Raw genomic sequence first — 22,080 nt, 5'->3', positions numbered from 1 at the left:
AGGATAAATCAATTGTAATCGGTTTCACAATTCGAAGCCCCTTTTTTAAGGTGAAGAAAAAACCTGCTCATCCGATCGGGTGATTCGGAATGGATTCTATGCTCACCCCGCTTGCCCTTGGAGGTGGAGCAGAGTATACTAAAAATGGACTTTTTCGATGGTATTTACTCAAGGAGGCACTCCCATGATAAACACTGCGCGACATATTCTGGAGGTCAAAGGGCCCGACGTGTGGTCGATCTCACCTGATGCAACTGTGTATGATGCCCTGCGCATGATGGCTGATAAAGACGTGGGAGCCCTGCTGGTGATGGAAGGCGACCGACTGGTGGGGATTATCTCTGAGCGGGACTATGCCCGAAAGGTGATCCTGGTGGGGAAGACCTCGCGAGATACGCTGGTGCGAGAGATCATGAGCAGCAATGTGTTTACGATTCATCCGGATCAGACCGTAGAAGAAGCCATGGAGATCATGACCAACCGTCGGGTGCGCCATCTGCCTGTGGTGGCTGAGGGGCATGTTTTTGGAGTGATCTCGATTGGGGATGTGGTGAAAAATATCATCTACCGGCAGCGCGAGATGATCAAAAACCTGGCATCCAAGCCAAAGGAATAAGTAAAAGGAGAAGCCTTCGATCAGGCCTTGACAGGGCTGAGAGGGCAGGTATAATTTGGCCGAAAGCAGGGTGTGAGGAAAAGCGTTTCCTCACTGTGATTAAGTGGGCGGGAAAATTCCCCCAAAAACCTCTTGACAAGCAGTGAGAAACGCGTATAATAAAACACGCCCAACACGAAAGAGGTCTTGCCGAAAAGCGGATCGATAACAAGCGAATAAGGGTTTCGGACCCGAAAGCATCATGGACGGAAGCCGATGTCAACGCAGTGATGAGAAGGCATCGGAATTTTTGTCGGCTGTGGTGAAGGGTTCGAGGGAGTTGCACCTTAACAATTGAAGAGTGGTAAGGAAGGAGCGAGGGTCCTGGATAGGGAAGGAAGAACCACTTGAAAGAGTGGTAAAACGCAAAGATAATGCGGAGAGTTTGATCCTGGCTCAGGATGAACGCTGGCGGCGTGCCTAATACATGCAAGTCGGACGGAGGCATCAGTGATGGTGTCTTAGTGGCGAACGGGTGAGTAACGCGTTGGTGACCTGCCCCGAAGAGCGGGATAACAGATCGAAAGGTCTGCTAATACCGCATGAGCTCTCACGGGTTAGAGGGGTGAGAGGAAAGGCCGGAAGGCGCTTTGGGAGGGGCCTGCGTCCCATCAGCTAGTTGGCGGGGTAAAAGCCCACCAAGGCGATGACGGGTAGGGGGCCTGAGAGGGTGACCCCCCACAATGGAACTGAAACACGGTCCATACACCTACGGGTGGCAGCAGTAGGGAATATTGGGGAATGGGCGAAAGCCTGACCCAGCAACGCCGCGTGCGCGAAGAAGGCCTTCGGGTTGTAAAGCGCTTTTCTCAGGGATGAGGAAGGACAGTACCTGAGGAAGAAGTCTCGGCTAACTACGTGCCAGCAGCCGCGGTAACACGTAGGAGACGAGCGTTATCCGGATTTACTGGGTGTAAAGCGCGTGTAGGCGGCGAGGTAAGTTGGATGTGAAAGCTCCCGGCTTAACTGGGAGAGGTCGTTCAAGACTGCCTGGCTAGAGTGCAGCAGAGGGGAGTGGAATTCCGAGTGTAGCGGTAAAATGCATAGATATTCGGAAGAACACCAGTGGCGAAGGCGGCTCTCTGGGCTGCAACTGACGCTCAGACGCGAAAGCTAGGGGAGCGAACGGGATTAGAGACCCCGGTAGTCCTAGCCGTAAACGATGTGAACTAGGCGTAGGCGGGTTGAAATCCGTCTGTGCCGGAGCAAACGCGATAAGTTCACCACCTGGGGACTACGGCCGCAAGGTTAAAACTCAAAGGAATTGACGGGGGCCCGCACAAGCAGCGGAGCGTGTGGTTTAATTCGATGCTACACGAAGAACCTTACCAGGGTTTGACATGCAAGTGGTAGTGAAGCGAAAGCGGAGCGACCCTTCGGGGAGCTTGCACAGGTGTTGCATGGCTGTCGTCAGCTCGTGTCGTGAGATGTTCGGTTAAGTCCGCTAACGAGCGCAACCCATGCCGTGTGTTACAAGTGTCACACGGGACTGCCGGTCTTAAGCCGGAGGAAGGTGTGGATGACGCCAAGTCAGCATGACCTATATATCCTGGGCTACACACACGCTACAATGGCCGGTACAATGGGTCGCGAAACCGCGAGGTGGAGCCAATCCAGAAAGCCGGTCTCAGTTCAGATTGCAGTCTGCAACCCGACTGCATGAAGACGGAGTTGCTAGTAACCGCAGGTCAGCCATACTGCGGTGAATACGTTCCCGGGCCTTGTACACACCGCCCGTCACGTCATGGGAGCTGGTAACACCTGAAGCCGGTATTCTAACCCGCGAGGGAGGGAGCCGTCGAGGGTGGGACTGGTGACTGGGACGAAGTCGTAACAAGGTAGGAGTACCGGAAGGTGCGCCTGGATCACCTCCTTTCTAGGGAGGTTGGAGAGTGAGGCTGAGGCCTGGCTCTCGAACCTTGGAAGACGAAAAAAGACCCCTGTGAGCGGTCGCGGGGGCGAAGGGAGCCTCAGCTTCCCTTCCTTATCACTCTTCAGTTGTTGAGGTGCTGGAAATCGGGCCTTTAGCTCAGTTGGTTAGAGCGTGCCTCTGATAAGGGCAAGGTCTCAGGTTCGAGCCCTGAAAGGCCCACTGGCTCTCCAGAGAAGGGGAGCTGCGCCCGAAAACCGGGGATGTAGCTTAGTTGGGAGAGCGCCGCCTTTGCACGGCGGAGGCCAGGGGTTCGAGTCCCCTCATCTCCACCTGGCCAAGAAGGAGTTGGACGTAGGTTTGGATAGACACGAAATGGCCTGATTTTTTGAGAGGTGATCCGCGCTGACTGCTCAAGCGGTCTGGCGGAGAGCCGGGCCGCTTGAACTTTTGAAAAAGAAATGGCTGGTAGTTTCCCTGGGTGTTTCCTGCACCCTACTCAGGTAGGGGGCTGGGAGAGGCCAAGGGAGGCCTGCACTGCACGTTAACAAAGGAATAGCTGAGAGAAAGGCGCATCAAGCAAGCCGAGAAGGAAGTAAGGAAGGAAGAGTACGGGAGATCTCCGTACGACGTGACAAAGCTACGAAGGCTTACGGAGGATGCCTTGGTGCCAGGTGCCGAAGAAGGACGTGGGTCACTGCGAAAAGCTGCGGGGAGCCGTGAACAGGCGGAGATCCGCAGGTATCCGAATGGGGAAACCCGGTGGAGCGAACCTCCATCATCCTCTGCTGAACACATAGGCAGAGAGAAGGGAACCCGGGGAACTGAAACATCTAAGTACCCGGAGGAAAAGAAAGGATTTCCCGAGTAGTGGCGAGCGAAAGGGAAAGAGCCCAAACCGGGCTGGGAACAGTCCGGGGTTGAAGGGCCGGTAAGAAGGGACGTAGAGTTAGTGGAAAGGTGTGGGACAGCCTGCCAGAGAGGGTAAGAGCCCCGTACACGAAAACGAAGCGTTCCGAGCCGGAACCCTGAGTACTGCCGGGCACGCTAATCCGGCAGGAAGCTGGGGGGTCCACCCTCCAAGGCTAAATACACCTGGCGACCGACAGAGGACAAGTACCGTGAGGGAAAGGTGAAAAGTACCCCGGTGAGGGGAGTGAAATAGAACCTGAAACCGTAAGCTGACAAGCAGTTGGAGGGCTAATGGTGTGATGGTGCTCTGCAGAGATGCAGGTGCGCAGCGCCAGGCCTGACAGCGTGCCTCTTGGAGAATGAGCCTGCGAGTTAATCCTTGTAGCGAGGTTAAGGGAGAGACACCCGGAGCCGTAGCGAAAGCGAGTCTGAAGAGGGCGAAGAGTTGCAAGGATTAGACACGAAACCAGGTGAGCTACCCATGGCCAGGGTGAAGCGGGTGTAACGACCTGTGGAGGCCCGGACCTACTAATGTTGCAAAATTAGGGGATGAGCTGTGGGTAGAGGTGATATGCCAAACGAACCTGGAGATAGCTTGTTCTCCCCGAAATAGCTATAGGGCTAGCGCCTCCTGTTGAACTGTGGAGGTAGAGCACTGAATGAGAGAGGGGGCTTAGAGCTTACCGAACTCAAACAAACTCCGAATGCCACAGTTGGAGAGGGAGGTAGTCGGACTACGGGTGATGAGATTCGTGGTCGAGAGGGAAACAGCCCAGACCATCGGCTAAGGTCCCGAAATACAGACTAAGTGGGAAACGATGTGGAGTTACCGAGACAACCAGGAGGTTGGCTTAGAAGCAGCCATCCTTGAAAGAGTGCGTAATAGCTCACTGGTTCAGTGATTCTGCGCGGAAAACTTAACGGGGCTAAGTCTGATACCGAAGCCATGGATCTGCTACTGAAGAGGTAGTGGATGGTAGGGGAGCGTTCCGCCAGCGGGGAAGGCATACCGGAAGGAGTGCTGGAGCGGGCGGAAGTGAGAATGCAGGCATGAGTAGCGCAAAACACGTGAGAAGCGTGTTCACCGAAAATCTAAGGTTTCCGACGGCAGGTCAATCCGCGTCGGGTTAGTCAGGTCCTTAGGCGAGGCCGAAAGGCGTAGTCGATGGGAAACCGGTCAACAATCCGGTACCTGCCAACTGGAGTGAAGAGGGGACGCAGCAAGGGAAGCCAGCCCGCGAATGGTGGTGCGGGTGCATGAGGCGACAGGCGAAGAGGCCCGGAGGGAAAACCCTGGGCTGAGCTGAGGTCTCGTGGCGAGCCCCCGAGGCATAAGTGAGCAGAACCTAGCTGCCGAGAAAAGCCTCTAAGCGAAGAGAGTTGGGAGCCTGTACCGCAAACCGACACAGGTAGATGGGTAGAGAATACCAAGGTGAACGGGAGAACCTTCGTCAAGGAACTAGGCAACATGGCCCCGTAACTTCGGGAGAAGGGGTGCCATACTGGGTGATGAAAAGAGCCTGGTGTGGTCGCAGCGAAGCGGCTCTAGTGACTGGTTAACAAAACCACAGGTCTCTGCGAAGTCGAAAGACGACGTATAGGGGCTGACGCCTGCCCAGTGCCGGAAGGTTAAGGGGAGGGGTAAGCCGCCCGAGAGGGAGGTGAAGCTCTGAACCGAAGCCCCGGTGAACGGCGGCCGTAACTATAACGGTCCTAAGGTAGCGAAATTCCTTGTCGGGTAAGTTCCGACCCGCACGAACGGCGTAACAACTAGAGCGGTGTCTCGACGAAGGGCCCGGCGAAATTGAAATGGCTGTGAAGATGCGGCCTACCCGCAGCAGGACAAAAAGACCCCGTGGAGCTTTACTGCAACCTGTCATTGAGTTTGGGCACGGTCTGTGTAGGATAGGTGGGAGGCTGAGAAGCTGGAGCGCAAGCTTCGGTGGAGCCGCCGGTGAAATACCACCCTGATCGTGTTTAGACCCTAACCCCTGGCCCGAAGCGGGCAGGGGGACCGTGGCAGGCGGGCAGTTTGACTGGGGCGGTCGCCTCCTAAAGGGTAACGGAGGCGCCCAAAGGTTCCCTCAGGCAGAATGGAAACCTGCCGGAGAGTGCAAAGGCAGAAGGGAGCTTGACTGCAAGACCAACGCGTCGAGCAGAGACGAAAGTCGGGCTTAGTGATCCCACGTTTCTGAGTGGAAGGGACGTGGCTTACCGGACAAAAGCTACCCCGGGGATAACAGGCTGGTGAAGTCCAAGAGTTCACATCGACGACTTCGCTCGGCACCTCGATGTCGGCTCATCGCATCCTGGGGCTGGACAAGGTCCCAAGGGTCGGGCTGTTCGCCCGTTAAAGCGGTACGCGAGCTGGGTTCAGACCGTCGTGAGACAGGTCGGTCTCTATCCGCTGTGGGCGTAAGGGATTTGAGAGGAGCTGCCCCTAGTACGAGAGGACCGGGGTGGACAGACCGCTAGTGTGCCAGTTGTCGTGCCAACGGCAGCGCTGGGTAGCTAAGTCTGGCAGAGATAACCGCTGAAAGCATCTAAGTGGGAAACTCGCCTCAAGATAAGATCCCTGGATCCTGAAAAGGAGTAAGATCGCTGGGAGACGACCAGCTAGATAGGCGGCATGTGGAAGTGCAGTAATGCATGGAGCTAAGCCGTACTAATGATCGAGGGCTTTGCGCGTGGTACGGAGAACTCTGTACTTTTCCTGGGCAGAGAGCGCCGAAAGGCTCAGCTATTCTAAAGTGAAGAGAAAGTCTCTTGGTGATAGGAGCGACGTTGGTACACCCGGACACATCCCGAACCCGGTCGTTAAGGACGTCAGCGCCGATGGTACTTGGGGGGCGACCCCCTGGAAGAGTAGGTCATTGCCAAGAGACTTTTTTGATTCTTCTACCCCCACCTTTGTGGCACCGGATCCGCTTCTCCCTTTACCGCTCCCCCTCACCCTGCGCATCATTGGAGAGCAGGGGAATGGCCACGGTGTAGAGAGCCTGGTATGTGACATGCCTGTCACTGGGAACATCCTGTACCATCCCACCAAGGATATGGAGATAATTCCCCACAGGCAATATTGCCGCCTGAGTACCGGCTTCCCAACCGACGCTGTCCAGTGTTATCCAGGAATCGGAATTTGGGTTGAGCGCAAGCGGTGGGAGAGAGGCGGTGGGGTTTTCGGGGTTATCCCCTCCAACGACATAAACGGTGCTGGCAATGGATGTTGCGGCCATCCCACGGCGTGCTTCAGGAAGCGAGGGGGCTTCTTCCCAGGGGATATCGCCGGTGTCCTCACGATTCGGGTAATAGGCCAACACGCTGGATAAGGGGCCGTGAGGTGACTCGCCCCCAATGATGAGAATGCGCCCTTCCTGAACCACGGCTCCCGCCAGGATGCGACCTTCAGGCAGAGGGGTGCGTTCCTGCCACTGGTCGGTTTCTGGATTGTAACGGTAAACACTGGAAACGATTGCTGTGCCGTTCCATCCTCCAAAGAGATAGAGGTTTCCTTCAAAGGCTACCAGAGCATAACGCGCAAGGGGTTGCGGAAGGGGTTGCCCCCGGTCCCAGCGATCGGCGCGCGGGTTATAGATTTCGAGGAGGGGCGTGGGTGAACCGGAGGTGGTTAAACCGCCGGGTACGAATATCCGTTCGCCAAGCATGGCCGCTTGAATGGCACTGACAGCGGTAGGTTTGGGAGTGCGCTGACTCCACTGGTTTGTGTTGGGTGAACTTACCCACACCTCCCTGCTTACGCCGTTGTCGGTGGCGCCGCCGATGAGGTAAATTCGCCCTTCATATGTAACGGCGGCCATGGCGCTCAACCTGGCAGGGAGGGCAGGCTGCCTTTGCCAGCGTGGGGGCACAGTAGCCATTATCCACGGGGGAGAGGCGAGCGTTGGTTGAGATTGGCTACGCAGGCTGCTCCCCATGAAAAAATAAGCCGCGGCCAGAACAATCACCAGAAAAACACCGGTGATGATCCACCTGATGGCCGGTTCATGTTTCCGGGCAGGTTCAGGTTTTGCGACAGGAGCATGGGTTTCTATTAATGAGAGAGGGCTGCCAGAGCTCGGCGAAGTGACGTCGGGCGTGCCGGGGGGCGAAATTTCTTGCGTGACTATTCCATGACGAAGGGCATACAGGGTGGCCTCGGTTCGCGATACGACGTTGATTTTCGCAAAGATATTCCGCAGGTGAACCTTGACGGTGTTCGGGCTGATCATCAGCCGGGTGGCGATCTCTTTGTTGGATGCACCCGTGGCTACCAGGCGTAAAATTTCGGTCTCGCGTTCACTGAGGGGTTCCTGGCTCTGTGCCATACCTTATCATTATAACAGGGGTGGGATAAAACTATGGGGGCGGCCAGAAGGGCGAGATTTTAATTAGAACAAATTATCTAAACCTATTGACGTTTTAGAATAATTGTTCTATAATAGTTTCAAATCTCATCCACTTGCCTCAAATAATAAAGGAGAAGATACACATGGCTCCCTCCACTCGTTCGTTTGACCTTAAAATGCGCGCTTTTCTTGGCGCGATCAGCCCTGGGACATTCTTCCTCATCCTCATTTTCGGTGCGTTGATCGCCTTTGAAATTTTCAATTACAGCACCACCGATCATGCGTTGCAGGATTTACTTGGAAACCTCCAGTTTGGCGGCATACGCTGGTCAACCTTACTGGCGCTGGCATTCTGTGGTATTGATTTTGCGGGGATCGCTCGCCTCTTTACCCCTGAACAAGGAGTAGATGAACCCAAAGAAGTCTGGTATTTGTTCGGGGCATGGCTGCTGGCCGCGACGATGAATGCGATTCTTACCTGGTGGGGGGTGTCCATGGCGATCACCAACCATCAAATTCGCAGTGCTTCGGTGGTTGACCCAAAAACCATCGCCACGGTGGTTCCGGTATTCGTAGCGGTCATGGTGTGGGTGATTCGCATTCTGATCATCGGTTCGCTCTCCATGGCAATGGATCGAATGCTGCACGGCGCAGCGCACCGCACAAGTGGGATGCGTCGTTCACCGGCTCAACAACCTTCGTTGACCAGCCCCGGCTTGAGCACCCCCACGTTGACCCCTCGCCCGTCTCTGGCCAGGGCCGCTGCTGCTACAGAGAACCGAACGGTTCGTCCGGCGGCCACTCTGGTCAACCGGCCAGAGCCCCCGGCTGAATCGCCGGTTCGCAGTTACCCTGAACCCACCTATCACAGCCTTTCCATGAACGCTCGCCAGGCAACACCGTCTTCGCGGAACATTTCGGAGGGTTCACAGAACGGTCAGGCACGGAAGTTCTGAGCGTCATTTACCGGTCGCTGGTTGGGGCGGTGAGAAAAAGTTACTCACCGCCTTTTTTATTCGCTCTTTGAGTCAGACGGTTGAGGTGGGGTTTTGGGCAGCCAGACGCTAAAGGTTGTTCCCTGCCCTTCTACAGAATGCACATCGATAGAACCGCCATGGTTGCGTACGATCCAGTAGGCAATGGATAAGCCCAGGCCAAAACCGCTCCCATGAGAACGCGTGCGAGACTTTTCTCCCCGGTAAAACCGTTCAAAAATGTGAGGCAAGTCTTCTGCCGGGATTCCAGGGCCGTTATCACTGATGATCACGCGGGCATTCTCGCCCACCCAGCCAAGCCTGATGCACACCAGCCCACCCTGCGGGGTATATTGAATGGCATTTCCGATCAAATTGAAGAAGACCTGTTTGAGACGATCGCGGTCTCCGATGATGCTTACCTGGTCGATTTCCTGGATCTGCAAAGTGACTTTATCACCTGCCAGGGTGCGCATTTGCTGGAAAACTTCCAGAAGCACCGTATCGAGTTCGACCGGCTTCAATTCCAGGGGTAATTTTCCCGATTCTGCATGAGCCAGCAGGAGTAAATTCCCCACCAGTCGAGTCAGGCGATCAACTTCGGCTTCAATGGAGTTGAGCGAATCTTCGTCGACCTGCCGCATTTTTCGCATCAGGCTCACTTCCCCTTTTATAACCGTCAGTGGGGTGCGTAATTCGTGGCTGACATCGGCAACAAAACGCCGCTGGGCAAGGAACAGGTTTTCAAGGCGGCTGAAGGTTTCATTGAAAGCTTCAATGAGCTGGCCGATCTCGGTATCCGGCGGGCCTTCCAGGGGAATACGACGAGAAAGGTCGTCTGCGCGGGTGATGGTGGTGGCGATCTGCGTGGCGGTAGCCAGAGGGGCAAGTGCTCGATGGATGATCCAGGAACCAAAAGCCGCGGCGAGGGTCATCGAAAGCAGGGCCAAGGCGATGAGAATGGAAGCCAGGGCTTGCTGGGTGGTGTCCAGCAGGCGCAGGCTTACCCCCACCTGAAGCAACCCACTGGGGCCGCGGCGGGTGAGCAACGGGATGCTGATGACCCTGAGATGCGTTCCCCGACTGTAGGCTGAATTGAACATGGTACGTCCTAATTGGGCCGCAAGAGGATCGAGAGGGTCGCGCCAGAACCTGGGCCGGGCGTATTTTAACTCACGGTCTATGCCCCATACCTGGAATAACAGCGTGCTGTCTGCAGGCTGAAAGCTATCCAGCAACCGGGTGTCGAAGTCGCCTTCAGCATTGACCCGCAGGACCTGCACAAGGGCTTCGGCCTGTTGGGAAAGAATGGAGTCAATCTGGTCAATCAGGATCAGACTGACGAGAGCGTAAACCAGCGATCCAAACAGGAAAAGAGTCCCTCCGATCAGCGATGTGTACAGGAGGGTCAGGCGAAGCCGCAAAGACATCAGGGATTTTCTCTTAACACGTAGCCCACCCCGCGCACGGTATGGATGAGGCGGGGTTCTCCGCCGCTTTCGAGTTTCTGTCTGAGGTAGCGAATGTACACGTCGAGAACGTTGCTCTCGCCGCCGAAATCGTATCCCCAGATGCGGTCGAAGATCATTTCACGGGTGAGCACCTGACGCGGGTGGCGCAGGAATAATTCGAGAAGATCATATTCTTTGGCGGTGAGGGAGATGAGGCGCCCCTTGCGAGAGGCCTGACGGGTGGAGGTATCCAGGGTGAGGTCGGCAAAGGAAAGCACCGGCGCCCGTTCGAGTTGAGTTCGGCGCAGGAGGGCCCGAATGCGCGCGAGTAATTCGTCCAGTTCGAAGGGTTTGGTCATGTAATCATCAGCGCCGGCATCCAGCCCTTGAACCCGATCTTGAACGGCATCCTTGGCGGTGAGCATGAGAATGGGCAGGTTGCCGCCACTGCGCAGGCGCTGGCAGACCTCGATGCCATCCATGCCGGGGAGCATCAGGTCGAGGATGACCAGGTCGGGGCGGTGGTCGCGAGCGAGGTGCAGGCCATTCTCGCCGTCCAGCGCGGTATCCACCTGGTAACCTTCATAGGTCAGCGCCCGTTTCAATACCCGGACTATGCCTTCATCATCTTCTATGATCAGAATGCGTTCTTTCATACGCCCTCCTTCGTTTTAATATACCATGAATTGTCGCAGTTTTTAATCTTTCGGCCTTTCGAGGCTCTGGAGGCGTTATAATTCGGTCATGGTTGCTTTACCCTTACCTCCGCCCATCTGGGTGGCAACTCAAGCCGGACTGCGGCAGGTTGCGCAGGAATTACTGCATCATCGGCAGGTGGCGGTGGATACCGAATCGAATGGGCTGCATGCCTATCAGGAACAGGTGTGTCTGATTCAGTTTTCCACCGAAGAGGCAGATTATCTGATCGATCCTTTGGCCCTCGACGATCTTTCTGCACTTGCTCCCATCTTTGCCGACCCGGGTATTGAGAAAGTGTTTCATGCGGCGGAGTATGATATTCTCTGTCTGAAGCGGGATTTTGGTTTCCAGTTCGAGAACTTGTTCGATACCATGCTGGCCGCCCGCATTCTGGGTAAGCCTCAACTGGGACTGGGGGCACTGCTGGAAGAGGACTTTGGTATTCATCTGGATAAAAAATACCAGCGCGCAAACTGGGCCCGGCGGCCCCTTCCGGAGGTGATGCGCTCGTATGCCCGGCTGGATAGCCATTATCTGATTGCACTGCGCAACCATTTATACACCCAGCTTGCAGAAAAAGGCCTGCTGGGGCTGGCCGTGGAGGATTTTCGTCATCTGGCTCAAATTCCTCCCGCCCCTGTAGAAGCTGAACCTCCGAATTGCTGGCGAGTGGCTGGCCGGCAGAGTCTTCATCCGGTTGAGGCAGCCATTCTTCAGGCCCTGTGCGACTTCCGTGACCAGCAGGCGCGTTTTGCCAATGTGCCGCCTTTCAGGGTGCTCCCAAATGCGGTGCTGGCTGAAATTGCGCGTTCGGTTCCACAGACGCTGGAAGACCTGGCGCGAGTGCCCGGCTTGAGCGCCCGAGCTTTCGACCGCTATGGTCTGGGAATCATGGAGGCCATCGAGCGCGGCCAGAAGGCCTCACCGGTTTACCCCCCACGCCGCCAGCCCAGGCCCACGGCGGCTTTTCTCCGGCGGCACGAAGCGCTACGCAAATGGCGTAAAGACACAGGCCGGCAACTGGGGGTAGAATCGGATATCATTCTGCCGCGGGATCTCATGAACCGCCTGGTTGAGGCCAACCCGCGAACTCCGGGGGAACTTGCTAGGGTGATGGCAGACTATCCCTGGCGGCTCGAACATTTTGGGGAACAAATTCTCCGGATTATTCAGGAAAACAGATCATGAAAATTCACTTCGATGGTGCCGCTCAGACGGTGACAGGTTCACAGCATTTGCTGGAGGTCAATGGCCGCCGACTGCTTCTGGAATGCGGTATGTTTCAGGGGCGGCGTGCAGATACGTATACGATTAACCGCAATTTCCCTTTTTCACCGGCAGGGGTCGATGCAGTCATTCTTTCGCATGCGCACATCGACCATTCAGGAAATTTGCCGAATCTGGTCAAACAGGGTTTTCGGGGGCCAATCTACGCTACCCCGGCTACGGCAGACCTTGCGGATGTCATGCTGCGCGACTCGGGGCATATTCAGGAAGCGGATGCGGAATACATCAACCGGAAGAATGCGCTGAAAGGGAAACCCCCTGTAGAACCCCTCTATACTATTGCGGATGCCGAGGCGGTGGGCGAATTCTTCCGTCCCGTTCGATATCTGGAGGCCTTTGAACCGGTGGCCGGGGTGACGGCGCGGTTCTTTGATGCCGGGCATATCCTCGGCTCGGCAGGGGTGTGTCTGGATGTGCGGGAAAACGGACGGCTTACCCGGCTGTGGTTTTCGGGTGATATTGGGCGGGATAATCTGCCTTTGTTGAAGGATCCAACCCTGCCGGAAGCGGCTGAGGTGTTGATCATGGAATGCACGTATGGCGATAAACCCCATCGCGATCCTGAGGCGGCGTATACAGAGTTCCGGGATGTGGTTCTACGCACGGTTGAACGGGGGGGAAAGGTCATTATCCCGGCTTTTTCGGTGGGGCGGACGCAGGAAATTGTGTACTCGCTCAATCGGATGATCTCGGAGGGGAATTTACCTGCCCTGCCAGTGTACGTGGACAGCCCCCTGGCGTTGAATGCCACTGAAGTGTTCATCCGTCACGCTGACCTGTTCGATGAAGAGACCCGGCAATTTATCCGGGAGGTGCGCCACCCGGCGCTCGAATTTAAAGGGCTGGTCTATACCCGCAGTGTGGAAGAGTCAAAGGCGATCAATGACCGACCCGGGCCTATGGTGATTATTTCTGCGTCGGGCATGGCCGAAACAGGGCGGATTTTGCACCATCTGAAAAATAATATTGAAGACCCACGAAACACGGTGATGATTGTTTCCTGGCAGGCTCCGGACACTCTGGGACGGAGGCTGGCAGAGAGGCAAAAGAAGGTGCGGATTTTCGGGGAGGAATATTCACTGCGCTGTGAGGTGGCCACGATTGGGGGGCTTTCGGCGCATGCCGGACAGGATATGCTCCTTCGTTATGCCTTGAGCAGTCGGAAAACGCTCAGAAAGACCTTTCTGGTACACGGCGAGCCGCCGGCGGCCGGGGCTTTTATGGAGAAGCTGGCTGAAGCCGAAATTAAGCCCGTTTTTTACCCTCAGCGGGGTGAGGTGGTGGAAATTTAGCCAATCTTTGATATAATGAGGGGCGCACTGGAGAGGTGCCGGAGCGGCCGATCGGGGCGGTCTCGAAAACCGTTGTGGTCCTTTGGGCCACCGTGGGTTCGAATCCCACCCTCTCCGCCTTTTTTTAGAATTGAAGTGCCACCGTGGGTCCCCACAGGGGGGATGCTATTCGAATCCCACCCTCTCCGCCTTTTTTTTTAGAAGTGAAGTGCCACCGTGGGTCCCCGCAGGGGGATGTTATTCGAATCCCACCCTCTCCGCCTTTTTTTTAGAAGTGAAGTGCCACCGTGGGTCCCCGCAGGGGGATGTTATTCGAATCCCACCCTCTCCGCTGAAGATATCGCCCAGCAAAGGCTGGGCGATGTTTTGTTTATAGGGGGGAGAGGGAATTTTGAACGGGAAAGAAGGCGAAAGTGAATATAATAATAAAGCAAATGGTTTTTCCAGGTAAAGTTTTTGAAGGGGCGGTTAAACGCACTTTTCCATAGATTAGACTATATGTTAAATATTCATGGAATAGGAAACCGGATAAAAGCCAGTAAACCCCTTGATCTGATAGACAAGGAACGATGAAAGAACTTATTAAATCCAAACAGCGCGTTGCCGACTACGGCGAAGTGCTGACTCCACCGCACATTGTTGATGCGATGCTTGACCTCGTGAAGCAGGAGACTGAGCGGATTGACTCTCGTTTCCTTGAACCTGCCTGCGGCACGGGGAATTTTCTTGTGGAAGTGTTGCGCCGAAAACTTAAGATAGTTGAAAAACGCTACGCCAGAAGTCAACTGGACTATGAACGTTATGCTGTATTGGCGGTGTCTTCGTTGTATGGCATTGATATTTTGGAGGATAACGCCGCCGAATGCCGCCAGCGCCTTTATCAAACTTTTGATACATTTTACACTGCCCGCTTTGGCGCAAAGACCAGATCTGCCTGCCGTGAGACGGTGCGCTATATCTTGAAACGCAACATTATCCATGGCGATGCGCTCTCGCTCAAAACGGTTGGCGAGCATCCCCAGCCGATTGTTTTTTCCGAATGGTCCTTGGTTCATGGAAGCCTGATGAAACGGCGGGATTTTGCCTTTCATGAATTGCTCCAAGTTAAAGAGAAAACAGACTCACTTCTTGAGGTAAACAAGACGCTTGTTTCGGACAGAGGGGAGAAAGTATTTATCCCCGAACCGGTGAAGGATTACCCGCCTGAGCATTTTCTGGAGATAGCCCATGCCTACGATGACTAATTACAACCCGGATGTGCTTTCCTGCCTGGCAAACCTTTCCAGCGACGAGGTCTTTACCCCGCCGGCGCTGGCAAATCAAATGCTCGATTTATTACCCCAGGAATTGTGGCAAGACCCCAATGCCCGCTTTCTGGACCCCTGCTGTAAATCGGGGGTGTTTTTACGCGAAATTGCCAGACGGCTGGACAAGGGTTTGGAAAGCCGGATTCCCGACCGCCAGGAGCGCATCAACCATATCATGACGCGCCAGGTTTTCGGCATTGCCATCACAGAACTGACTGGGCTGATGTCCCGCCGCTCACTCTACTGCTCCAAAACTGCGAACGGCAAATATTCGGTAGTAACTGCTTTTGACACGCCCGAGGGCAATATCTGCTACCGGCGCATTGAACATACCTGGCAGGATGGACGCTGTGTTTACTGCGGCGCAAACCAGGAAAACTACAGTCGCGGCCCGGAATTGGAAACGCATGCTTATGAGTTTATCCATACCGACCACCCCGAGGAGATTTTCAATATGAAATTCGATGTCATTATCGGCAATCCACCCTATCAGTTAAGCGATCGTGGAGGAAGAGGAAGTAGTGCGATACCGATTTATAACAGATTTGTAATACAAGCCAAAAAATTGCAACCAAGATTCTTGGTAATGATCATTCCTTCCCGCTGGTTTTCTGGCGGTAAAGGACTTGACGACTTCCGAAAAGAAATGCTGAATGATAACAGAATACATCGGCTTGTTGATTATATTGATTCAACAGAAATATTCCCCGGTGTGGATATTGCTGGAGGTGTCTGTTATTTTCTTTGGGAACGTGATTATAGAGGAAGTTGTATTATTGAAAATATCAATAGAGGCAGGAGCGATGTTACTATTCGACAATTAAACGAGTTCGATACCTTTGTGAGAGATGGTATTTCAGTCAAAATAATCAAGAAGATTTTAGCCAAAGAGAGAAGTTATTTGGTTGAAACAGTTTCAGTGAGACAGCCATTCGGTTTAGACTCTAAAGTACGTCCACAACAAAAAGGTGACCTTACACTTGTCTGGAGTGGTGGGAAAGGTCCTTTCCCATCAATAAGTGTACCAACAGGTAAACATATGATACCAAAGTGGAAAGTTCTTATATCAAAAACAACTTATGATCATGCAGGACAACCAGACAAAGAAGGTAAACGTAGAATCTTTTCAAGAATAGAGCTTTTACCCCCAAATTGGATCTGTAGTGAAAGTTACTTAATAGTGGGGTCGTATGAGACACGCGATGAAGCAGAAAATATGATTACTTATCTTAAAACTAAATTTTGTCGTTTTTTGGTTTCTACGGTTGTTTTCACTCAGAATATCTCGAGAGATTCTTTTGTGTTTGTTCCCAATTTACCTATGGATGTGATGTGGACTGATGAAAAGCTCTATCAACATTATGGGCTGACAGAAGAAGAGATTGCCTTCATCGAGTCGAGAATTCGTCCCATGGAGCTTGCCGATGAGTGACTTCTTCCCCTCACGCCCCAAAGTTGCTCCCAAAATTTATGCCTACGAGGACACGAACCCACAGTATAAGAGTTTGCTTAAGATCGGCTATACCACCAAAAGTGTTCAGGAACGGGTAGCCGAACAGTACCCCACCCGGCGTCCCGGCTCGCTCCCCTACCGCCTTGTCCTGGAAGAGCCCGCCATCCGTAACGACGGCACGACCTTTACCGACCATGATGTGCACCGCATGCTTCGCATCAACGGCGTTCGTCAGGAAGGCGGAGAATGGTTCCGCTGTACAGTGGAGCAGGTCAAAGCGGCAATCCATGCCGTGCGCTCCGGACAACTGCTGGAAGAACAGCGCAGTGAAAACTTTAGCTTGCGCCCCGAACAGAAAGCGGCCATTCAAAAGACAATGGCTTATTTTCAAAATTATCGCCGCGAAAACGGCAAGCCGCCGCATTTTCTGTGGAACTGCAAAATGCGCTTTGGCAAGACCTTTGCCGCCTATCAACTGGCAAAGCGCATGGGCTGGAAGAAGATTCTCGTGATTACCTTCAAGCCCGCCGTGCAGAGCGCCTGGGAGGAAGATCTGCGAACGCATGTGGATTTCGAAGGCTGGCAATTCATCAAACCTGGCGGCGCCGTCACGTGGGAGACGGCGGACAAAAACAGACCCATCGTCTGCTTCGGTTCCTTTCAGGACTATCTGGGGCGCAACCCCAGCACCGGCGGCATCAAGACCAAAAACGAATGGGTGCATGCCACCCATTGGGACTGTGTGATCTTCGACGAATACCACTACGGCGCCTGGCGCGAGAAAGCCAAAGACCTGTTTGAGGCAGAGGATGAACAGGAACGCAAAGCCGCGGAAGGGGAAGCCATAGACTATTTTGACGAAGAAATTTTGCCCATTACCGCCAATCACTACCTCTACCTCTCCGGCACTCCGTTCCGCGCCATTGCCACGGGCGAGTTTATCGAAGAGCAGATTTATAACTGGACCTATTCCGATGAACAGCGCGCCAAGGAAGAGTGGAAAGGACCAAATAACCCCTATGCCGCCCTGCCGCGCATGGTACTGATGACCTATCAACTGCCTGAGGAAATTCGTCAAGTTGCCTTGCAGGGTGAGTTCAATGAGTTCGATTTGAATGAGTTCTTCTCTGCTGAGGGAGTGGGCGATAATGCACATTTTAAATATGAGGATGAGGTCCAAAAATGGCTGGATTTGATTCGCGGCGCTTACCTTACCGCCAGCATTGATGAACTGAAACTGGGCCGCGACCGCCGTCCGCCCCTGCCTTATTCGGATGTGCGTTTGCTCTCGGTGCTTTCTCACACCCTGTGGTTTCTGCCCAGCGTGGCTTCCTGTTACGCGATGCGCAATCTGCTTGCAAAACGGCAAAATAAATTCTATCAAGATTACAAGGTGATTGTGGCGGCAGGCGCTTCAGCAGGTATCGGTGCGGCGGCTTTGCCCCCTGTACTGGAGGCAATGGGTAACCCGCTGGAGACCAAGACCATTACCCTGACCTGTGGCAAATTGACCACTGGCGTTACCGTGCGCCCCTGGTCTGGCATTTTCATGCTGCGCAACTCCTCAAGCCCTGAAACCTACTTCCAGGCGGCTTTCCGCGTGCAAAGCCCCTGGACGCTCAAGAACCCCGATGGGCTTTCGCCAAACGAAGAATTGATACTCAAACCGGAATGCTACGTTTTTGATTTTGCTCCCGACCGCGCCCTGCGCCAAATTGCCGAATACAGTTGCCGTCTCAATGTTAGTGAAGACGATCCAGAAAAGAAGGTTGAGGAATTCATCCACTTCCTGCCTGTTCTGGCTTTTGACGGCAGTTCCATGCGGCAGATTGACGCCGCTGGCGTGTTGGAAATGGCTATGAGCGGCACCACTGCCACCCTGCTGGCTCGCCGCTGGGAGAGCGCGCTTCTGGTCAATGTGGATAACGACACCCTGCGGCGGTTGATGGCAAATGAGCAAGCCATGAAAGCCTTGATGAGTATTGAAGGTTTCCGCAACCTGAATCAAGATATTGAGACCATCATCAATAAATCCGAAGCCGTTAAGAAAGTCAAGCGCGAAGCCAATGACCGTGAACTCTCCCCCGCCGAAAAGAAGCAGATCAGCGAAGAAGAACGAGAGTACAAAAGCCTGCGTAAGCAAATTCAAGAAAAACTCATCAAGTTTGCCACAAGAATTCCAATCTTTCTGTATCTTACCGATTATCGCGAGCGTACCCTGCGTGATGTCATCACCCAGTTAGAGCCGGGATTATTCAAGCGGGTTACCGGTTTGACAGTGAAAGACTTTGAACTCTTGGTAAGCCTGGGTGTGTTCAACAGCGCCCTAATGAACGACGCAGTATACAAATTCAAGCGCTATGAAGACCCCAGCCTGGTCTATATGGGCATCAACAAGCACGAGGGTGAAGATATCGGTCTCTTTGATACTGTTTTGAGCCGGAAGGATTACGAAGCAACGTTTGTGAATGAGCCGGGGGAGATTTACGAAGTCCGGCAAGAGATGAAAAGAGACTAAGACCAGCATACCAGAGATTGTATCTGTCCTTCCCGCCCTGGCGGTGGTTGGTGCTTTAACGCACCCTTCGGTGTTGCTTGGGGTACGGACGTGTTTGCTAAGCCGTACCGAAGAGCTTGCCCTGAGTTGTACCGCCTTTTTAAAGGATTGATGTGAACGGCATTAAGCGTGGTCTTCCTGGATTGGGATAGCCTGCGCTTGAGACCGAATACTTCCGTCGATTATCAGATGGCTCGATGATTTTTATGATCAGCGGGCAGTAGCACTCTGCCGGTTCGGATAGGCCTCTGGACCGGGCTCTTTTTTTGTTGACGCCCAGAGGTTCAATGATATAATGCAATCGATTGCAAAACCCAGAGAAGCGAAATGAGAAAAGAGGCCGTTCAAACCCTGGATGATCTTGCCCGGCTGGCAAATGTTTCAAAGTCAACGGTCTCGCGGGCATTGAATAACAGCCCTCTTCTCAGCCAGGAGACTAAAGAGCGCATCCAGGCCATTGCCCGGAAATACCACTACCGCATCAACGCACCGGCACGAAACCTCCGGATGCGGCAGAGCCATACCATCGGGTTTGTTGCGCCGGACTATTCCCCCGAGTTTCTCTCTGTGGAGGATCTCTTCGGGCAGGAGTTATTGAGCGGAGTGGGCAAGGGACTGCAGGCTCTGGGGTACGATCTATTGATCATTCATGTAACCCCACGAGATACCACCTGGGCAAGTGAATATCTGGACAGCGGACGTGTGGATGGGTTTGTCCTGGTTACTTCTCATCTCAAGCCCGCGCAGATTCAAAAGTTGATCGAACTGGAAGTACCTTTTATTGGCTGGGGAACGCCGTTTCCGGGGCTTCACTATTGTTCGGTGTCGGGCGATAATTTTGCGGGCGGCAGGCTGGCAACCGATCGTCTGATTCAGATTGGCCGAAAACGGGTTGCATTTCTGGGCGGGCCAGAGGGGAATGTGACCGTCCAACAGCGCCTCAGAGGGTATGAAGATGCCCTGCATGCTGCCGGCATTAAAGTCGACCCGAACCTGGTGATCTATACCGATTATTCTTACGCCTCTGGTCTGGCGGCCATGGAGCGCTTGTTTGACCGGTCACCTGGCCTGGATGCCGTCTTTGTGAACAGTGATCTGATGGCAATTGCCGCGATCCGGGTCATCCAGGGGCGGGGGAGGAGCGTTCCCGGGGATGTGGCTGTGGTGGGGTATGATGATTTGCCAATCGCGCGGTATAACAGCCTGCCGCTTACTACAGTACGGCAAGACCTGCGCCTGGCGGGGAAGCTTCTTGCGCAGAATTTGATCCAGTATATCCAGACCGGGGTGGTGACGAATGTCGTTCTCCCGGTATCTCTGGTACTCCGAGAGACGGCTTAGCGGTGATGGGCGGTCTCTGCTATCGTCGAGAGGTCTTTGCTACCGATTGTATGAAAGCAACCTGAAGGGGAATATTTGCCTGGCAGAGGGAGATGCCTGCCGGTGATAGGGAAGAAAACACCCTCACCGGATGCCGGGCAGGTGTGCCGGGCCGGGTGAATAAATATCATAAGAAACCAAGCGAGGAAATTTATGGAAAGCAGGACAAAGAACAGAAAGACAAAAAATCAGATTGCGCGGATGGTTGAGCGGGCGTTTCCTGATCTGACGCTTGCGCCGACGGAAGACGCCATAGAGGAATTAAAAGAGGGCTTTTTCAACGCCGCTTACCGGGTTTGGCTTTCAGATGGCCGCGAGGTCATTCTCAAAATAGCCCCCCCGCCGACGGCAGAAGTCATGACCTATGAAAAAAATATTATGGCCACCGAGGTGGCCTCCATGCGCCTGGCCTCACAGAATCCGGCCATCCCTGTGCCAGAAATCTATTATTATGATGACTCGCACGAGGTATGTGAGTCGGATTATTTCTTTATGGAAAAATTGAGCGGAGAAAATTATGGTATCATCCGCGCTTCTCTTGCTCCAGAGGTTCAGGCACAGATCGATGAGGAGATCGGGGCAATTGTGCGCGAGATAAACCGGTTTACCGGCACCTATTATGGTTATCCCGGAAACCCCGATCTGCAGGCCAGTACCTGGCGGGAAGCCTTCTTAAAAATCTGCGAGGCGGTTCTGGAAGATGGCCGGCGGAAGAACGCCGGTTATGGTCCGTTTTCTATCGACGAGATCCACGCGGCCATGATGAAGCACGCCTCGGCCCTGGACGAAGTTGCCACTCCGCAAATGGTGCACTGGGACGCCTGGGATTTGAACTTCTTTGTGAAAGACGGCCATGTGACCGGCCTGCTCGATTTTGAACGGGTGCTGTGGGGAGACCCTTTGCTGGAAGCGCAATTCCGGCCGCTCTTTGGCCCGGAAAACGGTTATTTGCGGGGATACGGTAAAACCACCTTCACTCATGAAGAGGAGCGGCGAAACCACCTGTATACACTGCATCTGGCGCTGGTGGCGAAAACCGAGTGCTATTACCGCCACTATGACACCGATGAGATGGCTAACTGGGCAATGAACATGCTGGTCCCGACCATGCAGTGGCTTCAGCAGAACTAGTCTCCGATGGCCAGAATTTCTACTGTCGAACGGCTGGGCACAGAAAAGATCGGGAGCCTGCTCTGGGAAATGTCTTCTCAGACGACTCTGGCGCTGCTGGTCTATGCCATTTACAGTGTTACTGATACGTACTTCCTCTCTGTGGGGATTAACTCGCGGGCTGCAGCGGGGGCTTCGATCATTTCTCCGGTGTTAATTGCTCTGGGCGGAGTAGCCACTACCGTGGGTGCCGGGGGCGCCTCGGTGGTCTCACGGGCTCTTGGTGAGAAGAACCCCGAACGGGCGGCCAAAGCCGTGGCCAATACGTTTCTGATCTTCTGGACAACGGCGCTGATCATTTCTCTCTTTGGCTCGCTGTTCATCAGGCGGATCGTCTACTGGTTTGGGGCCACTGAATCGGTTGCGCCGTACGCCATCACCTATGGCCGGATCATCTTCCTCGGTGCGATCTTCAGTACAGGGTTTTCGACCATCGTGAGGGCAGACGGGAATATTCGCTATTCCACGGCGATGTGGATCATCCCGGTCTTGACGAATACCTTCCTGTGCTGGCTGTTTATCATGGTGCTGCGCCTTGGGGTGGCCGGTGCGGCCCTGGCAACGGTGATCGGGGGGCAGGCTCTTTCAGCCGCGATGAGTATGTATTTCTTCTTTTTTCGCAAAAACCGCTCTTACCAGATCTGCATAATCCGGGGCAAGGCAGCCAGGGAATCCGAAACAAGATGGCCAGGGATTCCGAAGCATGTCGGCCACCCAATCCGGAGGA

The 22,080-nt window shown here is 54.1% G+C and carries 13 protein-coding genes, 3 tRNA genes and 3 rRNA genes; 16 read left to right on the top strand and 3 right to left on the bottom strand.

The window, feature by feature from the left end; genetic code table 11:
• The first annotated feature begins 184 nt into the window (after positions 1–184).
• The 6 genes from ATHL_RS13535 (at position 185) to rrf (ending at position 6,319) form a co-directional block, all read left to right on the top strand.
• Positions 185–616 carry a CBS domain-containing protein gene (locus tag ATHL_RS13535; protein WP_062194870.1) on the top strand — a complete coding sequence of 144 codons (432 nt, stop codon included), beginning with the start codon at positions 185–187 and terminating at the stop codon, positions 614–616.
• Positions 617–1,028: 412 nt separating this feature from the next.
• Positions 1,029–2,531: ribosomal RNA gene (locus ATHL_RS13530) — 16S ribosomal RNA — on the top strand.
• A 142-nt stretch (positions 2,532–2,673) separates the two neighbouring features.
• A tRNA-Ile gene (locus ATHL_RS13525) sits at positions 2,674–2,747 on the top strand.
• 37 nt (positions 2,748–2,784) lie between these two features.
• A tRNA-Ala gene (locus ATHL_RS13520) sits at positions 2,785–2,857 on the top strand.
• A 301-nt stretch (positions 2,858–3,158) separates the two neighbouring features.
• Positions 3,159–6,125, top strand: a 23S ribosomal RNA gene (locus ATHL_RS13515).
• A gap of 77 nt (positions 6,126–6,202) precedes the next feature.
• Positions 6,203–6,319, top strand: a 5S ribosomal RNA gene (gene rrf / locus ATHL_RS13510).
• The 16S, 23S and 5S rRNA genes sit together here with 2 tRNA genes alongside, the layout of an rRNA operon.
• A gap of 54 nt (positions 6,320–6,373) precedes the next feature.
• Here the strand turns inward: rrf and ATHL_RS13505 are convergent.
• On the bottom strand, positions 6,374–7,762 hold the full coding sequence (locus ATHL_RS13505; RefSeq protein ID WP_062194867.1) for a helix-turn-helix domain-containing protein: 1,389 nt from the start codon (positions 7,760–7,762) through the stop codon (positions 6,374–6,376).
• Between the two features lie 164 nt (positions 7,763–7,926).
• On the opposite strand from ATHL_RS13505, the gene ATHL_RS13500 reads away from it, so the two are divergent.
• Complete coding sequence (locus tag ATHL_RS13500) at positions 7,927–8,739, top strand: hypothetical protein (protein WP_062194865.1); 813 nt, start codon at positions 7,927–7,929, stop codon at positions 8,737–8,739.
• Positions 8,740–8,795: 56 nt separating this feature from the next.
• Here the strand turns inward: ATHL_RS13500 and ATHL_RS13495 are convergent, their stop codons facing one another.
• Both ATHL_RS13495 and ATHL_RS13490 read right to left on the bottom strand, forming a co-directional pair.
• A complete protein-coding gene (locus tag ATHL_RS13495; RefSeq protein WP_062194863.1) occupies positions 8,796–10,187 on the bottom strand; it encodes a sensor histidine kinase in 1,392 nt (463 codons plus the stop codon).
• On the bottom strand, positions 10,187–10,864 hold the full coding sequence (locus ATHL_RS13490; RefSeq protein ID WP_062194860.1) for a response regulator transcription factor: 678 nt from the start codon (positions 10,862–10,864) through the stop codon (positions 10,187–10,189). The genes ATHL_RS13495 and ATHL_RS13490 overlap by 1 nt, the downstream gene beginning before the upstream one ends.
• A gap of 88 nt (positions 10,865–10,952) precedes the next feature.
• Between ATHL_RS13490 and ATHL_RS13485 the strand changes: the two genes are divergently transcribed.
• The 9 genes from ATHL_RS13485 to ATHL_RS13445 form a co-directional block, all read left to right on the top strand.
• Positions 10,953–12,095: a ribonuclease D gene (locus ATHL_RS13485; protein ID WP_062194848.1), complete on the top strand. Its 1,143-nt coding sequence runs from the start codon at positions 10,953–10,955 to the stop codon at positions 12,093–12,095.
• On the top strand, positions 12,092–13,486 hold the full coding sequence (locus tag ATHL_RS13480; protein WP_062194836.1) for an MBL fold metallo-hydrolase RNA specificity domain-containing protein: 1,395 nt from the start codon (positions 12,092–12,094) through the stop codon (positions 13,484–13,486). The genes ATHL_RS13485 and ATHL_RS13480 overlap by 4 nt, the downstream gene beginning before the upstream one ends.
• 29 nt (positions 13,487–13,515) lie before the next feature.
• A tRNA-Ser gene (locus ATHL_RS13475) sits at positions 13,516–13,603 on the top strand.
• Positions 13,604–14,055: 452 nt separating this feature from the next.
• The gene (locus ATHL_RS13470) at positions 14,056–14,730 is read left to right on the top strand and encodes a DNA methyltransferase (RefSeq protein ID WP_062194833.1); all 675 of its coding nucleotides are present in this window, start codon (positions 14,056–14,058) and stop codon (positions 14,728–14,730) included.
• Positions 14,714–16,225, top strand: coding sequence for an Eco57I restriction-modification methylase domain-containing protein (locus ATHL_RS13465; protein WP_062194830.1), 1,512 nt, complete (start codon positions 14,714–14,716; stop codon positions 16,223–16,225). The genes ATHL_RS13470 and ATHL_RS13465 overlap by 17 nt, the downstream gene beginning before the upstream one ends.
• On the top strand, positions 16,218–18,764 hold the full coding sequence (locus tag ATHL_RS13460) for a GIY-YIG nuclease family protein (RefSeq protein WP_062194827.1): 2,547 nt from the start codon (positions 16,218–16,220) through the stop codon (positions 18,762–18,764). Before ATHL_RS13465 ends, ATHL_RS13460 begins: the two co-directional genes overlap by 8 nt.
• Positions 18,765–19,130: 366 nt before the next feature.
• Positions 19,131–20,144 carry a LacI family DNA-binding transcriptional regulator gene (locus tag ATHL_RS13455; protein WP_062194824.1) on the top strand — a complete coding sequence of 338 codons (1,014 nt, stop codon included), beginning with the start codon at positions 19,131–19,133 and terminating at the stop codon, positions 20,142–20,144.
• Between the two features lie 192 nt (positions 20,145–20,336).
• Positions 20,337–21,314: a phosphotransferase family protein gene (locus ATHL_RS13450; RefSeq protein WP_062194822.1), complete on the top strand. Its 978-nt coding sequence runs from the start codon at positions 20,337–20,339 to the stop codon at positions 21,312–21,314.
• A gap of 6 nt (positions 21,315–21,320) precedes the next feature.
• Positions 21,321–22,080, top strand: a 760-nt coding sequence (locus tag ATHL_RS13445; protein ID WP_201797981.1) for an MATE family efflux transporter, incomplete at its 3' end; no start/stop codon positions are given.

Source organism: Anaerolinea thermolimosa (assembly GCF_001050195.2).
Classification (GTDB): domain Bacteria; phylum Chloroflexota; class Anaerolineae; order Anaerolineales; family Anaerolineaceae; genus Anaerolinea; species Anaerolinea thermolimosa.
Note: the sequence above shows the minus strand (reverse complement) of the source record. Positions and strands in the feature narration are given on the sequence as shown.

Excerpts from the sequence above, each read along its gene's own strand:
- ATHL_RS13455 (WP_062194824.1), top strand. The coding sequence starts at position 19,131 with ATGAGAAAAGAGGCCGTTCAAACCCTGGATGATCTTGCCCGGCTGGCA.
- ATHL_RS13500 (WP_062194865.1), top strand. The coding sequence starts at position 7,927 with ATGGCTCCCTCCACTCGTTCGTTTGACCTTAAAATGCGCGCTTTTCTT.
- ATHL_RS13485 (WP_062194848.1), top strand. The coding sequence starts at position 10,953 with ATGGTTGCTTTACCCTTACCTCCGCCCATCTGGGTGGCAACTCAAGCC.
- ATHL_RS13480 (WP_062194836.1), top strand. The coding sequence starts at position 12,092 with ATGAAAATTCACTTCGATGGTGCCGCTCAGACGGTGACAGGTTCACAG.
- ATHL_RS13505 (WP_062194867.1), bottom strand. The coding sequence starts at position 7,762 with ATGGCACAGAGCCAGGAACCCCTCAGTGAACGCGAGACCGAAATTTTA.
- ATHL_RS13535 (WP_062194870.1), top strand. The coding sequence starts at position 185 with ATGATAAACACTGCGCGACATATTCTGGAGGTCAAAGGGCCCGACGTG.
- ATHL_RS13450 (WP_062194822.1), top strand. The coding sequence starts at position 20,337 with ATGGAAAGCAGGACAAAGAACAGAAAGACAAAAAATCAGATTGCGCGG.
- ATHL_RS13490 (WP_062194860.1), bottom strand. The coding sequence starts at position 10,864 with ATGAAAGAACGCATTCTGATCATAGAAGATGATGAAGGCATAGTCCGG.
- ATHL_RS13460 (WP_062194827.1), top strand. The coding sequence starts at position 16,218 with ATGAGTGACTTCTTCCCCTCACGCCCCAAAGTTGCTCCCAAAATTTAT.
- ATHL_RS13465 (WP_062194830.1), top strand. The coding sequence starts at position 14,714 with ATGCCTACGATGACTAATTACAACCCGGATGTGCTTTCCTGCCTGGCA.
- ATHL_RS13470 (WP_062194833.1), top strand. The coding sequence starts at position 14,056 with ATGAAAGAACTTATTAAATCCAAACAGCGCGTTGCCGACTACGGCGAA.
- ATHL_RS13495 (WP_062194863.1), bottom strand. The coding sequence starts at position 10,187 with ATGTCTTTGCGGCTTCGCCTGACCCTCCTGTACACATCGCTGATCGGA.